Source organism: Rhodococcus sp. KBW08 (assembly GCF_003852455.1).
Lineage (GTDB): Bacteria > Actinomycetota > Actinomycetes > Mycobacteriales > Mycobacteriaceae > Rhodococcus_F > Rhodococcus_F baikonurensis.
Genome location: NZ_QAJJ01000009.1, coordinates 445,707 through 458,481 on the forward strand (window position 1 = coordinate 445,707; position 12,775 = coordinate 458,481).

12 protein-coding genes and 4 tRNA genes are annotated in these 12,775 nt (G+C 61.3%); 8 read left to right on the forward strand and 8 right to left on the reverse strand.

Annotated elements, in window-relative coordinates; all coding sequences use genetic code 11:
- Positions 1–112: 112 nt before the first annotated feature.
- The 5 genes from DBV08_RS12875 to DBV08_RS12895 all read right to left on the reverse strand — a co-directional run bounded on the left by DBV08_RS12875 (position 113) and on the right by DBV08_RS12895 (position 3,178).
- Positions 113–1,708 carry an ABC transporter substrate-binding protein gene (locus tag DBV08_RS12875; protein WP_234036865.1) on the reverse strand — a complete coding sequence of 532 codons (1,596 nt, stop codon included), beginning with the start codon at positions 1,706–1,708 and terminating at the stop codon, positions 113–115.
- A gap of 278 nt (positions 1,709–1,986) precedes the next feature.
- Positions 1,987–2,060 (reverse strand) — tRNA-Phe (locus tag DBV08_RS12880).
- Positions 2,061–2,130: 70 nt separating this feature from the next.
- Positions 2,131–2,204 (reverse strand) — tRNA-Asp (locus tag DBV08_RS12885).
- Positions 2,205–2,339: 135 nt separating this feature from the next.
- A tRNA-Glu gene (locus DBV08_RS12890) sits at positions 2,340–2,412 on the reverse strand.
- Positions 2,413–2,524: 112 nt separating this feature from the next.
- A complete protein-coding gene (locus DBV08_RS12895) occupies positions 2,525–3,178 on the reverse strand; it encodes a TetR family transcriptional regulator (RefSeq protein WP_124567665.1) in 654 nt (217 codons plus the stop codon).
- Between the two features lie 404 nt (positions 3,179–3,582).
- On the opposite strand from DBV08_RS12895, the gene DBV08_RS12900 reads away from it, so the two are divergent.
- The 3 genes from DBV08_RS12900 (at position 3,583) to DBV08_RS12910 (ending at position 5,553) form a co-directional block, all read left to right on the forward strand.
- Entirely contained in the window at positions 3,583–4,080 is a 498-nt protein-coding gene (locus DBV08_RS12900; protein ID WP_124567666.1) for a MarR family winged helix-turn-helix transcriptional regulator, read from the forward strand.
- Positions 4,077–5,468 carry an MFS transporter gene (locus tag DBV08_RS12905; RefSeq protein WP_124567667.1) on the forward strand — a complete coding sequence of 464 codons (1,392 nt, stop codon included), beginning with the start codon at positions 4,077–4,079 and terminating at the stop codon, positions 5,466–5,468. Before DBV08_RS12900 ends, DBV08_RS12905 begins: the two co-directional genes overlap by 4 nt.
- Before the next feature lie 12 nt (positions 5,469–5,480).
- A tRNA-Lys gene (locus DBV08_RS12910) sits at positions 5,481–5,553 on the forward strand.
- 104 nt (positions 5,554–5,657) lie between these two features.
- Here the strand turns inward: DBV08_RS12910 and DBV08_RS12915 are convergent.
- Together DBV08_RS12915 and DBV08_RS12920 are read right to left on the reverse strand one after the other, a co-directional pair.
- Positions 5,658–6,509, reverse strand: a complete 852-nt coding sequence (locus DBV08_RS12915) for an alpha/beta fold hydrolase (RefSeq protein WP_124567668.1) — start codon at positions 6,507–6,509, stop codon at positions 5,658–5,660.
- 62 nt (positions 6,510–6,571) lie between these two features.
- Positions 6,572–6,826 (reverse strand): hypothetical protein, encoded by a 255-nt coding sequence (locus DBV08_RS12920; RefSeq protein ID WP_124567669.1) that lies wholly within the window; start codon positions 6,824–6,826, stop codon positions 6,572–6,574.
- 446 nt (positions 6,827–7,272) lie between these two features.
- Here DBV08_RS12920 and DBV08_RS12925 point away from each other — a divergent pair, with 446 nt between their 5' ends.
- Both DBV08_RS12925 and DBV08_RS12930 read left to right on the forward strand, forming a co-directional pair.
- Entirely contained in the window at positions 7,273–7,944 is a 672-nt protein-coding gene (locus DBV08_RS12925) for a hypothetical protein (protein WP_124567670.1), read from the forward strand.
- Positions 7,944–9,140 (forward strand): PrsW family intramembrane metalloprotease, encoded by a 1,197-nt coding sequence (locus DBV08_RS12930; protein ID WP_124567671.1) that lies wholly within the window; start codon positions 7,944–7,946, stop codon positions 9,138–9,140. The genes DBV08_RS12925 and DBV08_RS12930 overlap by 1 nt, the downstream gene beginning before the upstream one ends.
- 94 nt (positions 9,141–9,234) lie before the next feature.
- Here the strand turns inward: DBV08_RS12930 and DBV08_RS12935 are convergent, their stop codons facing one another.
- Positions 9,235–9,777: a TetR/AcrR family transcriptional regulator gene (locus DBV08_RS12935; RefSeq protein ID WP_095968694.1), complete on the reverse strand. Its 543-nt coding sequence runs from the start codon at positions 9,775–9,777 to the stop codon at positions 9,235–9,237.
- A gap of 121 nt (positions 9,778–9,898) precedes the next feature.
- Here DBV08_RS12935 and DBV08_RS12940 point away from each other — a divergent pair, with 121 nt between their 5' ends.
- From DBV08_RS12940 to DBV08_RS12950, 3 genes are all read left to right on the forward strand, one after another.
- Positions 9,899–10,372, forward strand: coding sequence for a DUF4334 domain-containing protein (locus DBV08_RS12940; RefSeq protein ID WP_124567672.1), 474 nt, complete (start codon positions 9,899–9,901; stop codon positions 10,370–10,372).
- A 29-nt stretch (positions 10,373–10,401) separates the two neighbouring features.
- A complete protein-coding gene (locus DBV08_RS12945; RefSeq protein ID WP_185564618.1) occupies positions 10,402–11,490 on the forward strand; it encodes an NAD(P)-dependent alcohol dehydrogenase in 1,089 nt (362 codons plus the stop codon).
- 84 nt (positions 11,491–11,574) lie between these two features.
- Positions 11,575–12,774, forward strand: a complete 1,200-nt coding sequence (locus DBV08_RS12950) for a low temperature requirement protein A (RefSeq protein ID WP_124567674.1) — start codon at positions 11,575–11,577, stop codon at positions 12,772–12,774.
- The last annotated feature ends 1 nt before the right edge of the window (position 12,775 follow it).

Below are 12,775 nucleotides of genomic sequence, written 5' to 3' on the forward strand. Positions count from 1 at the left end.
CAATTGAATCACACTGATCGAAAGGGTTGCATCGTTGACGCTGGACGTCGAAAGAGAACGAGCCCCGCCCGACTCGCGTCGGACGGGGCTCGCCTGGAGGGCAGCAGTTGATCTACTTCGCGCCCAGCCAGGCCTGGTCGAACAGCATGATTCCGGTAGCTGTGGGAACGACACCGTGAACGTACTTCTGCCAGGCCCAGAACGATGTCAGCCCGCCGATCGGTGCGGACGGAACCGTCTCGTTCCACAGTGTCTGGATCTTGCCGATGACCGCCAGAGTCGACGAATTGTCCTTGGCCTGTTGTAGATCTGCGATCAGCTGGTCCATCGCGGGGTTCGCGTATCCAGCAGTGTTCGCCATCGAGGTGCTGTTGGTCGTGGAGAACAATCCGAGATCGAGAATCGACTCGTACATTCCGATGCCCGCGTGCGCGAGGTCGAAATCGTGCTTGACGTAGACGTTCTGCACGATGTCGCCGGCATTGTTGGCCAAGATCAAGTTCACATCGAACCCGACGGCCTGCAACAGTGACTGCACGGCGAGACCGATCGCATGATCCTTGGGCTCACTCAGGACGGTGTAGTCGAGAGTGCCGTCGTACCCGTCGGCCTTTGCCTGATTCAGTAGTTCCTTCGCCTTCTCGGGGTCGTAGGCGATACCCGGTGTGTCTACATGCCATTGGGACGTCGGACCGAACAACTCCGAGCCCGGCAGTCCCTCACCATTTTCCACGCGCTGATCGATCAACGTGGTGTCGAGCGCGTAGCCGATAGCCTGGCGGACGCGAACATCCGAGCCCGGTCGGCCTTCACGGTTGTTGACGATCTCGGCACTACCGGCATTGAGCACGTCGATGTAGCCGGGGTAACCAGCGGACTTGGCGGAATTGATCGCCGACGTGAGGCCACGAATGTACGCGACATCGAGCTGACCGCTGTTCAACGATTCGAGATTGGCCTGCGGACCGTTGAGGGCGACCATTCGCAACTTGTCCAGCTTCGGAGCCCCGCCGTAGTAGGACGGGTTGGCCTTGAAAACTCGCTCGACGCTCGGAGTGAAGAGATCTTCGGTGAAAGGCCCGGCTCCGACAGCCGTGAACTTGTCGCCTTGCTGCGAACTCGGGGCGACGATCATCCCGTGACCGAGAGCGAGCATCGACGGAAAGCGCATCCACGGCGTCTTCAGCTTGAACACGACCGTCGTCGGATCGCTTGCCTGCGCCGATTCCACTGAAGCCAGCCAGAGCTCGGCGCCGTTGCCCTTGCCTGCGTTGTACCGATCGATACTCGCGATCACCGCGTTGGCGTCCAGGGTGGTGCCGTCGCTGAACTTCACACCGTCGCGAAGTTTCAGAGTCCAGGTGGCTCCGTCGTCAGCGGTCGCGAGCGATTCGGCAAGCTTGGGCTCGAATTCTCCGCTGGCAGTGTCGTAGCTCATCAAGACGTCGTAGACAGCTGCGAACGCCTCTCCACCGGAACCGCCGCGGGCGGCAGTCTTGGTCGGGTCGAGTGAGGGAACGAGTACCTGCACGCCGTACGTCATGGTCCCGCCGGCGACTGCACTCCCCGGATCTGGTTGCTCGTTGACCATGCCGGTCACGACGTCACCCGACGCAGTCGGTGTGTCGGTTCCGCTGTCGTCGTTGCTACTCGCGCAGCCCACCAACAAGACGCCGGCACCGAGCACCGCGACGGCGGCACGGCTCACTTTCCCGATACGCCAAGATCTCGAGTGCGACACAGGTATTCCACCTCACTTCCAGTAGACGCGACCAGGGATCGGCCGCAACCGGCTAATAGTGAAGTTCGCGGCGGAGTGACGCACAGCACGTTCCCGGTGACCGGAAACATTCACGAAGGGATGGGCGCGTACTTGCCCAGATGGTCGCGCCGAAATGAAGATGGCGATTGGCATCGGAACACGAAAAAGCTCCAACCTCATGTTCGAAGAACATCGATGTTGGAGCTTGCTCAAAAGAATTGTTGTGGCCAGGGCCGGGATCGAACCGGCGACCTTCCGCTTTTCAGGCGGACGCTCGTACCAACTGAGCTACCTGGCCGGACGGCACCCGAACCGAATGCCTATCGCATTGCGTTGTTCTCAATCAAGAGACTGAGAACAACGCTTTGCGACCCTGACGGGACTCGAACCCGCGACCTCCGCCGTGACAGGGCGGCGCGCTAACCAACTGCGCCACAGGGCCTTGCTTTTTCCTTGCTGTGAAACCGTACTACATCTTCGAGCCGCTCCCAAACCACTGTCCTGGCCTGGCATTTGTGCATCTCAAAGCGTGTCGTGCGGGTCAAACCATACTGCATCGTTTCGCTTTCGCAAAACGTACCCCCTACGGGATTCGAACCCGCGCTACCGCCTTGAAAGGGCGGCGTCCTAGGCCGCTAGACGAAGGGGGCCCGCCGGATCTCTCCGAACTAGTACCCCAACGGCGTTCCGTTGGGAGCTTGGATAGCTTATGGCACGGCATTCGGAAATCACAAATCGCCTGGTCATGGCCAAAAAAGTGGACTATTCCGCGTCGGGGAACTCCACTTGCGGCCACCCGTCACGATGGAACTTCTCCAACCACTCCGGCGTGGCCATCGCTTCGAGCACCACTTCGAGGGACTCCTCGAACCACACGCCCAGATCGCCACTCGAGGCAATCAGGTCCGCCATGTACCGCTGGCCGGCAAGGCTCGCTGCCAGGACACGCGTGAATTTCTCCGGGTCGACGTCGTCGCGGAGCAAACCGTCGTCCTTGGCGCGCAATGCCAACTCGTAGGCGGTCTTTCCCCAGACCTGCCCGCCACCCGATTGCACATCCTTGTAGAACTCCGGCTCGATGATCAGCCGGAATTCCGCCTGCACGATTACCTCGGTACGGAAGACCTCGGCAATGTCGAGCACGAGCCCGTGCAAGGCGACGAATGGATCGAGGTCTGTTCTCTTGGCCCAACGATCAGTGATTCCAGTGAAGGTTTCGATAGCCGAGGTCAGAACTGCTCGCGCCAACTCCTCCTTGGACTGGAAATGAAAATACATGGCGCCTTTGGTGGCGCGGGAGCCCTCGAGGATCGTGTTCACCGACGCAGCTGCATAGCCGCGCTTGGCGAATTCGACTGCAGCCGCTTCGACCAGGGCGGCGCGGGTACGCCGCGCACGCTCTTGTTGACGTGCCATTGACGGTGTTGTGCCTCTCGCAGAGTTGGTACGCAGAATCGCCGTGATCGGCGCCTGTCATCCCCCGAAACTTCACAATATCCCCTCCAACACACCCTACGTAAGGACTAGAGCCATACCCGCCAAAAGTACTAGTCTCAATCGGCCGTTCGGGGGACAACAACCGACTTTATGCCCAAAAGACACCAAGTGGTATGGTTTTGGCCGCTCGGGTGCGCCGCAGGGGGTGCGCATCCGAGCTTTCTACTGTCGGAGACTTCGGCAATCCGACCCGTGGACGGAATCAGTCCGCCTGCCGATGCACGGCAGTCCCAGAGTTTTAAACAACCAAAGCAATCATTTATTCCCACTTTTTCGCGAAAATCGGACTGGAAACGCTGAAACAACACAGTTAGACTGTCTAAATGGACGAACGTGGGGCTCGAAGTAAGGCACGAGACGACATCGACGTACTTTGGGACGATCTGGGTGCCTTCGTTCGGCGGCTGCGCACCAAACGCAACGACCACAAACTCACCCCGAGCCAAATCCAGGCCCTCGGCCACCTCGACCGACAAGGTCCGTTGACCGCAAAAGAGTTGGCCAAATTCGAGCGCGTCACACCGCAATCGATCGCCAAGACCGTGGCCGCACTCGAAGAGCAGGGGATGGTCACACGCAGTTCGGATCCGTCGGATGGGCGCGCGGTCCTGGTCACGATGACCGAACTCGGGATCTCGACCCTGGACGAAGACCGAAAGAAACGCACTGAGTGGCTGGCCGAGGTGATCGATACCGAGTGCACCGAAGCCGAGCGCGATCTGCTGCTGATCGCCGGCCGCATCCTGCGCAGACTCGGCCAGGATGCTTCCCCGGCATCAGCATCGACATCGACATCAGAGGAGTCACTGATGAACCCGTGACCGCCGTCGTCGAAACGCCGACGCCCCACACTTCCGTTCCACTGAAACTGAGTCTTGCTCTCGGCTCGGGAACCGTTCTTCAAGCACTGAACTCGTCGATGATTGCGGTGGCAATCGTCCCGATCGCCACCTACTTCGGTTCGAGTTCCGGTACGGCCTGGGTGATCTCGGCCCTCTACATCGCGACCGCGGTCACGGCCCCTGCGGCCGGGCGACTCGGATCGATTCTCGGCGCCAAACGCGTCTATCTCGCAGGGTTGGGACTGATCGCTGCCGGATCGATCCTCGGCTCGCTCGCTCCGTCGCTGGGTTGGCTCATCGCGGCACGAATCCTGCTCGGAATCGGCACGGCGACACAGTATCCGAATGCGATGACCGTCATCCGTGAATACGCCGATCGCCACCGGACTCAAACCCGTTCAGCGATAGCAACACTCACCATTTGCGCTCAGTCGGTCGTCGCGCTGGGCCCGACCCTCGGCGGATTGTTGGTCGGCACACTCGGTTGGCAGTCGATCATGTGGGTGAACCTCCCGCTCGTCGTCGTCACCGCCGTATGGGTCTTCTTCGCCGCTCCGAGCGACTCAGCTCTGCCCGACCGCGCCGGTGCCGCTGCGTTGTTCAAGTCTCTCGATCCACTCGGCATCGGCCTGTTTCTGGCCCTGACGACGTCGACGATGCTCTTTCTCCTCTCCCTCGCCGAGCATGCGAAGTGGTACCTCCTGCCATCGACGGCATTCTTCGCGTTCCTCTTCGTCTGGTGGGAACGTCGAACGGCCTCGGCATTCATCGACGTCCGTGCCGTCGCGCGAAACCGTGCACTGAGCATGACACTCGGCCGGACCCTGCTGACCTACACAGCGTTCTACTGCATATTCTTCGGACTCCCCCAGTGGCTACAGGTAGCCCGCGGAATGTCGCCGATCAGCGCGGGGCTCTTCATGCTCCCCGTCGCTGCGATCGGGATCTTCGCGACCATGTCCGCGTCGAAGGTGTACGGGAAATTCGGCGCACGGATCACCCTGCTGATCGGCACAGCCGCGTTGGCTGTCGGCGGGATTCTGATCGCCTTCGTCGAATCGAGTTCGACGCCGCTGGTGGCGCTCCTGCTGATAGCGGCGATCCTGGGCATTCCCAACGGCTTCAACAACATGGGAAACCAGAACCTGATCAACTCGGTGACCACCTCCGCCGACGTCGGGACCGCGATCGGCCTGTACCGAACAATCCAGTACATCGGCGCCAACCTTGCTGCCGTCGTCATCGAGTTGACCATGCGCGGAACCATCGACGACGCGGGTCTGCACCGCACCGGTGGAACCATCGCCGTCATCGGAATTGCACTTCTGGTGGGGGTGGTGTTTTCACGTACTCTGCGGTCCCGTTAGACTCTGCGCCGCGCCCCTATAGCTCAGTTGGTAGAGCTACGGACTTTTAATCCGCAGGTCGTAGGTTCGAGTCCTACTGGGGGCACAAACGCAGACCCGGCACTCCTCACACGGAGCGCCGGGTCTTCTGCATTCGTGCCACATGAACGGGCGCCACATGAACGGGCGCCACATGAATTGCCGAACAGCTCATCGAAGCAGAAACTCGAGGGTCACCCGCTCGAATGCCTGCTTGGCTTCGACCATCACCCAGTGCCCGCAGTTCGGGAAGACGTGCAGTTCGGCGTTCGGAATCAGTCGCATCGGAATCATCGGCATGTCGGGTGGGCACTGCCGATCGTCGAGCCCCCAGGTCAGCAAGGTCGGGCACTGCACCTTGTGCATCATCGACCAGTAGGGCGGTGCGTCCGCGTTGGCCATCATCTGTTGCTGAGCAGCAAAGGCTTTGGACCCGTACATCGCAGACAATGCCTGATGCGATGCCGGGTCGTTGGCAGTTTCCCACCGCTCCGCGATCCGTTCCTCGGTGATCACAGCCCTGTCGTACACCATGCATTCGAGCCAGCGAACCAACTTGTCGCGACTGGGAGCGTCGGCGAAGTCCTGCAGGAGCCGCGTGCCTTCGCTCGGGTTCTGACTGAAGATGTTCGGGCCCACTCCGCCGATGGTGACCAGTTTGCGGACGCGGTCGGGGAACCTCATCGCGACGTTGACGCCGACAACTCCACCCATCGAATTGCCGATCATCGCAGCCGATTCGATTCCCAGCGCGTCCATGAATCGGATCACCGCCGAAGCTGCCGTGAGAACCGGATGCCCGTCGACGGGATCGCTCACGCCGAAACCCGGGAACTCGAGGATGTAGCAGTGGAAATGCTTCGCGAACACCTCGAGGTTCCCCCGATAGTTCCGCCACCCACTCACGCCGATCCCCGAGCCGTGCAACAGGATCAACGGCGGACCATCCCCGGCCTCGTGATAACGCAAGGTGCCTTTGCCGGTGGCGACTTCGCGTTTGGTCCCGTCATAGGTAACGTCCATGACCCGATACTAGAACGTGTTGCAGTTTCCGGAGCAGGAAACAACGAAGGCGGCCGGCGAGCTCAGAAGCATCCCCCGCTACCACGACGCCCGCTGCGATTCGTGGTCTTCCACTCGCTCGGCTTCGGCTTTGCCGGCGATGCCTTCACGCAGCGATTCGGGCGCCGCACCTGCTCGAAGTGCCCAGCGTTCACCACATGACCGGCCACACTGACCTTGACCGGTGTGTCCGCGCGGGCGGTCCCGACTTGCGCCGATCCCAACGTCAGGGCGAATGCAGCCATGACAACCAGCGCCGTCTTCTTCGAGATCTTCATGTGTACTGCCACTTCGACACGGGCCACTCCAGATGCTGAACAGGTGCGCGCACCGAAGGAACACGCTGGGAGTCGACGATATTCACTTCGGGTGGCCGTCCGCGATCCTTTTGCTCACCAGCATCTGAACAGTCGACGACAAAAAGTTTGGCGGCACGTCAACATCCCTAGGGCGTCAACGAGCCGACGCCCAACGTACGCACCATTACTGAGAAATCCGTAAATCCAGGCGACCTCCTCAGCTGACGGTCGAGCTGCACCAACGCAAGTTCGGAAAGAAACAACGAGTTCAGTCCGCAGCCCGAAATATTCGGTTTGATAATTTCTTCACAGACAAGCTCACTCCTCGGATTCTCGGGGCCTGCCGATCTTCTCCGGCACACAGGCATCGGAAACTGTTGTGCGCAAACTCTTCAACCCACAAAGTCACGGAAACCGAGGCATAAATGACACACGCGAACGTTACGGAACGGGAAGGACCGCCACCTGCCCGGTACGAACCCGACGACCGCTGGGTTCCGGTTGACCGGCGGTGGTTCGGCCTCGATCGCACGACCATCCTTCCGGCTGCCATCGTGCTGGCCGTCGCAATCGTGATGAGCATCGTCATCCCGCAGATCAACGACGCCGTCTCCTACGACGACCCGGTCGTCGCGGGCGACGTCATGGAACTCCAGTACGGCATCACCTTCGTTCCCGCTCCAGGCTGGGGAATCACCGACGGCGTCCGCGAGGCCGATACACCGGTGACCGGTTCGTTCCCCCCTCGCGCCGCGCTCGTGAACGGCGGAGCGATGTTCACCGTGTACACAGCGCCTTTCACCGGAGACGCACAGGCTCTCCTGGAACAGATCAAGAAGACTTCGGATGCTCTCGCTACCGAGAAATCACTGCGCGTGAGCGACGATTCCTCGGCGATCACGACCGAGAGCGGCATCCGTGGCGTCCTGACCAGCTACTCGAATTCGTCTACGGACGGAGTGATCGCCGCATTCGTCGTCGACGGCAAGGGCATCGAGGTGGTCTCCACCGGTCCGAGCGACGTGGCTCCCGCGATCACCGACGACATCGCTCGCATGATCGTGAGCATCGGCCACCGAACCGGAGAGGGAAAGTGATGACCGCTCCCGCCACTCAGACGACCGACAACCTGATCACCGCTAGAGTCGATGCAATCGAAAACTCGGGCTGGGGACGGTCTTTCACCTTCTACCAGCCGCGCAACGCAGCCTTCTGGGTCTACCTCATGCTGGTGGTGACCGGTGCTTTCAAGCTTTTCTCGATGCTCTCGGCCTCAGCACCCGCCTACGGCGACGCCATAGCACTGTCGATCGTGCTCTTCGGCGTCTACGGCGCAGTCTTCTGGTGGTTCACCCATCACATCGACCGCTATGCACGCCAGCCGGTGAAGTTGATCGTGGTGGCCTTCCTCTGGGGGAGCTTCGCTGCGACGTGGGTCATGGCAGCGAACGCCAACGACGCGATACTCGCCTTGTATGCCAAGACGTTCGGACAAGCGTGGGCGAAGGACTGGGGCGCGGGGTTGACAGCGCCGTTCACCGAAGAAATCGCCAAAGGTGTCGGACTGCTCCTACTCGTCGCGCTGGCATCTCGCTTGGTGCGCACCGCCTTCGACGGCTTCATACTCGGCGCATTCATCGGACTCGGCTTCCAGATCTTCGAAGACGTTCTCTACGCACTGAACTCGGCCGCGTCGCAGTTCGGGGCCGATCCGGTCGGTGCAGCGATGTCCACGATCATGCTCCGTATGGTCTTCGGAGTCGCGGCGCACACTCTCTACAGTGCAATCTTCTGTGCGGGACTGGTCTATCTCTTGGGGCGCCCCGCCGAACCACGACGAGTGGGGCGGGGCCTCATCTTGATGGCATCTGCGATGTTGCTGCACGGCCTGTGGGATTCGGCCGCTGCTCTGTCCCAGGGCAAGGCCATTCTTCTCTTCCCACTCTTCGTCGTCATGATCACCGCGGCGTTGGTCCTCGTTTTCCGAGTGTTCCGAATGACGGTTCCCCGCGAACGCCAGTTCCTTCGAGACGTCCTCATCCCGGAGGTCGAGCGCGGCGTCATCACCGTCGACGAACTGACGGCTCTGTGCGGCGACCGGAAGGCACGCAAGACATTCCGGAAGTCAGCGGCAAGCCACGCAGATCGCAGACGCAACGGGTACGTACTCGAGGCCGCCGCGGATCTAGCCGACGCACTGGCCCAGGCCCGCGGAACAGAAAGCGACCGAGTCGAATTCGCCCGGTCCGAGGTGAACCGAATCAGGAGTGGTCAGCCCTCGGTCAAGCTCTGACCCGCTCCGAACTGGAATTCAACGCCGCGTCCCCTCGTGCGAGAACACAAGGGAACGCGGCGTTGGCCATTGATCACGTTGCACATCCGGTTCGTCACGTCGCGATCAACCGCCGAACCGCCTCGACCGCCGCCTCCCGACGTCGAGGGACCGAACGAGACGACTTGAGCGCAAGCATTCGGACGATATCGGTGATCAACAGAATCAACTCCGTAGGATTCCACTCGGGGTCGATGTGACCCTCGAGTTGGCCCTTGCGGATCTCGGCTACTTTGGGCCGGAACGTCTTGCTTCGTATGTCGTCCTCACTCATGACGTCCGGTGCTTCGAGATCCGCCCATTGCTGCAACCGTGCGTTCTCGGGATGCGCAACGTAGTTGTCGAAAAGTCGAGCGGCATAGCCCGGCAGATCGTCGCCACGAAGCGCTGTCTCCGCTGTGGTTTCGGACGTCCACTGTTCGGTGACGGCAGCGAACAACTCTTCCTTGCTTGCGAAGTACGCATAGAGACGGTCTTTGCTGGCACGCGCCTGCGCGGCGATCCGATTGATCCGCGCGCCGGCCAGACCGTGCGTGGCGAACTCGTCCTTTGCGGCCGCCAGGATGCGGTCCCTCGTGGCTTCCCCTGCTGAGCGCATGTCGACAGCCTAGAACGAATCGACCGTTGCCGAACCGTCCGGTTCGGCGTAGCGTGCGGAGTTGACGAACAGTTTGGTTCGCGAACTCACTTGACGCTTATCCGCCGATGCAGGGAGAGACATGAATCTCGACGAGGCCCGAACCACTTTCGCTCGGCTCCGTGCAGCGGAAAGTGGTGTATCTCCTGCAGAACTCGATGACGTTTGGGCCGCTCTGGACACCGTCGCCGCAGAAGACATCCTCGGCGAATGGAAAGGTGACGACTTCGCCACCGGTCACCGGCTTCACGAAAAGCTGTTCGCGAGCCGTTGGTACGGCAAGACCTTCAACTCGGTCGAGGACGCAAAGCCGTTGATCTGCCGAGACGAAGACGGCAACCTCTATTCCGACGTCAAGGGCGGCAATGGCGAAGCAAGCCTGTGGAACATCGAGTTTCGTGGCGAAGTCACGGCAACGATGGTCTACGACGGTGCGCCGATCTTCGACCACTTCAAGAAGGTCGACGACTCGACACTGATGGGCATCATGAACGGAAAGTCGGCGCTGGTTCTCGACGGTAGGCAGCATTACTACTTCCTGCTCGAGCGAGCGTGATTCGCGCCGAACAGAATTCGATGTCCTCCATGCAGATGACAGCGGCGCTCTCACACGGCCCACACTCCCCCTTCACACTCGACACCGTTGAAATCGACGAACCCCGCGCAGACGAGATCCTTGTTCGCATCGTCGCTACCGGCCTGTGCCACACAGATTTGTTCACGAAGTCGGTGCTACCGGAAAGGCTCGGCCCCTGCGTGTTCGGGCACGAAGGAGCGGGGGTGGTCGAGGCCGTCGGCTCGTCGATCGACAAGGTCGTGCCCGGCGATCACGTGTTGTTGAGCTATCGCAGTTGCGGTGCGTGCAGGCAATGTCTCAGCGGTCATCGGGCGTACTGCGAAAGCTCACACGCGCTCAACAGCTCTGGCGCACGCACCGACGGCTCGACGCCGATCCGGCGAGACGGAACCCCGCTACGGTCCGCCTTCTTCGGCCAGTCCAGCTTCGCGGAATACGTCATCACCTCTGCCGACAACACCGTCGTCGTCGATCCTGCGGTGGACCTGACCGTCGCAGCTCCGCTCGGCTGCGGGTTTCAAACCGGCGCCGGCGCGGTACTGAATCTGCTTCGCCCCGAGCCCGACTCGACGGTTGTCGTCTTCGGAGCGGGCAGCGTCGGATTCGCGGCGCTGCTGGCAGCGAGAGCTGCCGGGGTTTCCACCCTGGTCGCGGTGGACCCGGTTGCGCAGCGACGAAGCCTCGCCGAGGAATTCGGCGCCGTGACCGTCGATCCGACCACCGAGGACGCGGTCGAAGCGGTGCGAGCCGCCACCGACGGGGGTTCGACGCATTCCCTCGACACCACCGGCATCGGCGCCGTGATCTACCAGGGAATTGCCTCGCTTCGTGCGCGGGGAACACTTGCAGTGGTCGGACTCGGAGCGTCCGCACTCGAGGTGAACATGGCCGACATCATGTTGAACGGAAAGACGATTCGAGGATGCATCGAGGGCGAATCCGAGATCACGACCTTCATTCCCGAACTCGTCGAACTCTTCACCGAGGGCAGGTTTCCGATCGACCGTTTGGTGACGCGGTACGCGTTCTCCGACATCAACAAAGCCGTGGAAGATCAGGCGTCGGGCCGCGTCATCAAGCCCGTTCTCGTGTGGTGAAGGTCGAAATGTCTCATTCGTCGACCCGACGGGATTCGTCCTAGACTGCGCTCCTGCACTACTCGGCGGAGCAAGGTGGGGACGATGACAGAACACACCAGTACGGGGGCCGGCCACGGCCGCGCGGTTATGCCGATAATCCGGATGCGCGCACGCAGCCGCGACGAGAACCATCGCGCGTCGACTCCACTCGAATTGTTCTTCGACCTGTGTTTCGTGGTGGCAGCCGCGCAAGCCGGAGTCCAACTGGTGCACGCAGTTGCCGAGGGCCACTACGCCGACGGCATCGCCGGTTACATGTTCGTCTTCTTCGCACTGTGGTGGGCGTGGGTGAACTTCACCTGGTTCGCATCTGCCTACGACACGGACGACGTCCCCTACCGGATCGCGACCTTCGTACAGATTTGTGGCGTGCTCGTCTTCGCCGCCGGAATCCCCGACGCATTCGACGGGACCGACCGTACGAAGGCCATCGTCGGCTACCTCATCATGCGAATTGCGCTCACCTGCCAATGGCTTCGAGCCGCCAGCGGTGAAACCGGTGCAGCGCGAACCACTGCACTGCAATACGCCGCCGGGCTCGTGATCGTCCAGGCCGGCTGGATCGTGCTGCTTCTGATGCCTGCGTCGGCGTGGATACCCGGATTCTTCGTTCTCATGATCGCCGAACTCGCGGTGCCGGCAATAGCCGAACGCAACCACCAGACGCCGTGGCACCCGCAACACATCGCCGAACGCTACGGCCTCTTCACCATCATCATGCTCGGCGAAACCATTGCTGCCGCCACAATCGCAGTCCAATCCGGCATTCGTGATTTCGACGCCGCCGACCTCCTGATACCGATTGCCGTCGGCGGAGTTCTGATCGTGTTCTCCGCGTTGTGGATCTACTTTGCCGTCCCGATCCACGAGTACCTCGCAGACCAAGGCAATCGCGCCGTCCTGCTGTGGGGATACGGGCACTACTTCGTATTCGGATCCGCTGCGGCCATCGGCGCCGGCATCGACGTAGCCGTCGAGGAAGCAGTGGGCGAAGCGCACATTTCGACGTTCGCTGCATCTGCCGCGGTCACGATCCCGGCCGCGATGTTCCTGATCTTCGTGTGGCTCATGCACTCACGCCACTTCAAGCGCGACAGGATCGAGCAGGCTGTACTACCGGTGAGTGCCATCCTGGTTCTCGCCTGCACGTTCGCCGGCCACTGGGCGGTCCCGCTCGCCGGACTGGTGGCGGCGGGAACCGTCGGAGTCGGTGTCGGCCTGAGTACTCGGTCGAAGAGCTGAC

Coding starts and splice junctions, on each gene's coding strand:
- DBV08_RS12940 (WP_124567672.1), top strand. CDS start 9,899: ATGAATCTCGACGAGGCCCGAACCACTTTCGCTCGGCTCCGTGCAGCG.
- DBV08_RS12925 (WP_124567670.1), top strand. CDS start 7,273: ATGACACACGCGAACGTTACGGAACGGGAAGGACCGCCACCTGCCCGG.
- DBV08_RS12930 (WP_124567671.1), top strand. CDS start 7,944: ATGACCGCTCCCGCCACTCAGACGACCGACAACCTGATCACCGCTAGA.
- DBV08_RS12900 (WP_124567666.1), top strand. CDS start 3,583: ATGGACGAACGTGGGGCTCGAAGTAAGGCACGAGACGACATCGACGTA.
- DBV08_RS12920 (WP_124567669.1), bottom strand. CDS start 6,826: ATGAAGATCTCGAAGAAGACGGCGCTGGTTGTCATGGCTGCATTCGCC.
- DBV08_RS12915 (WP_124567668.1), bottom strand. CDS start 6,509: ATGGACGTTACCTATGACGGGACCAAACGCGAAGTCGCCACCGGCAAA.
- DBV08_RS12945 (WP_185564618.1), top strand. CDS start 10,402: ATGCAGATGACAGCGGCGCTCTCACACGGCCCACACTCCCCCTTCACA.
- DBV08_RS12935 (WP_095968694.1), bottom strand. CDS start 9,777: ATGCGCTCAGCAGGGGAAGCCACGAGGGACCGCATCCTGGCGGCCGCA.
- DBV08_RS12950 (WP_124567674.1), top strand. CDS start 11,575: ATGACAGAACACACCAGTACGGGGGCCGGCCACGGCCGCGCGGTTATG.
- DBV08_RS12895 (WP_124567665.1), bottom strand. CDS start 3,178: ATGGCACGTCAACAAGAGCGTGCGCGGCGTACCCGCGCCGCCCTGGTC.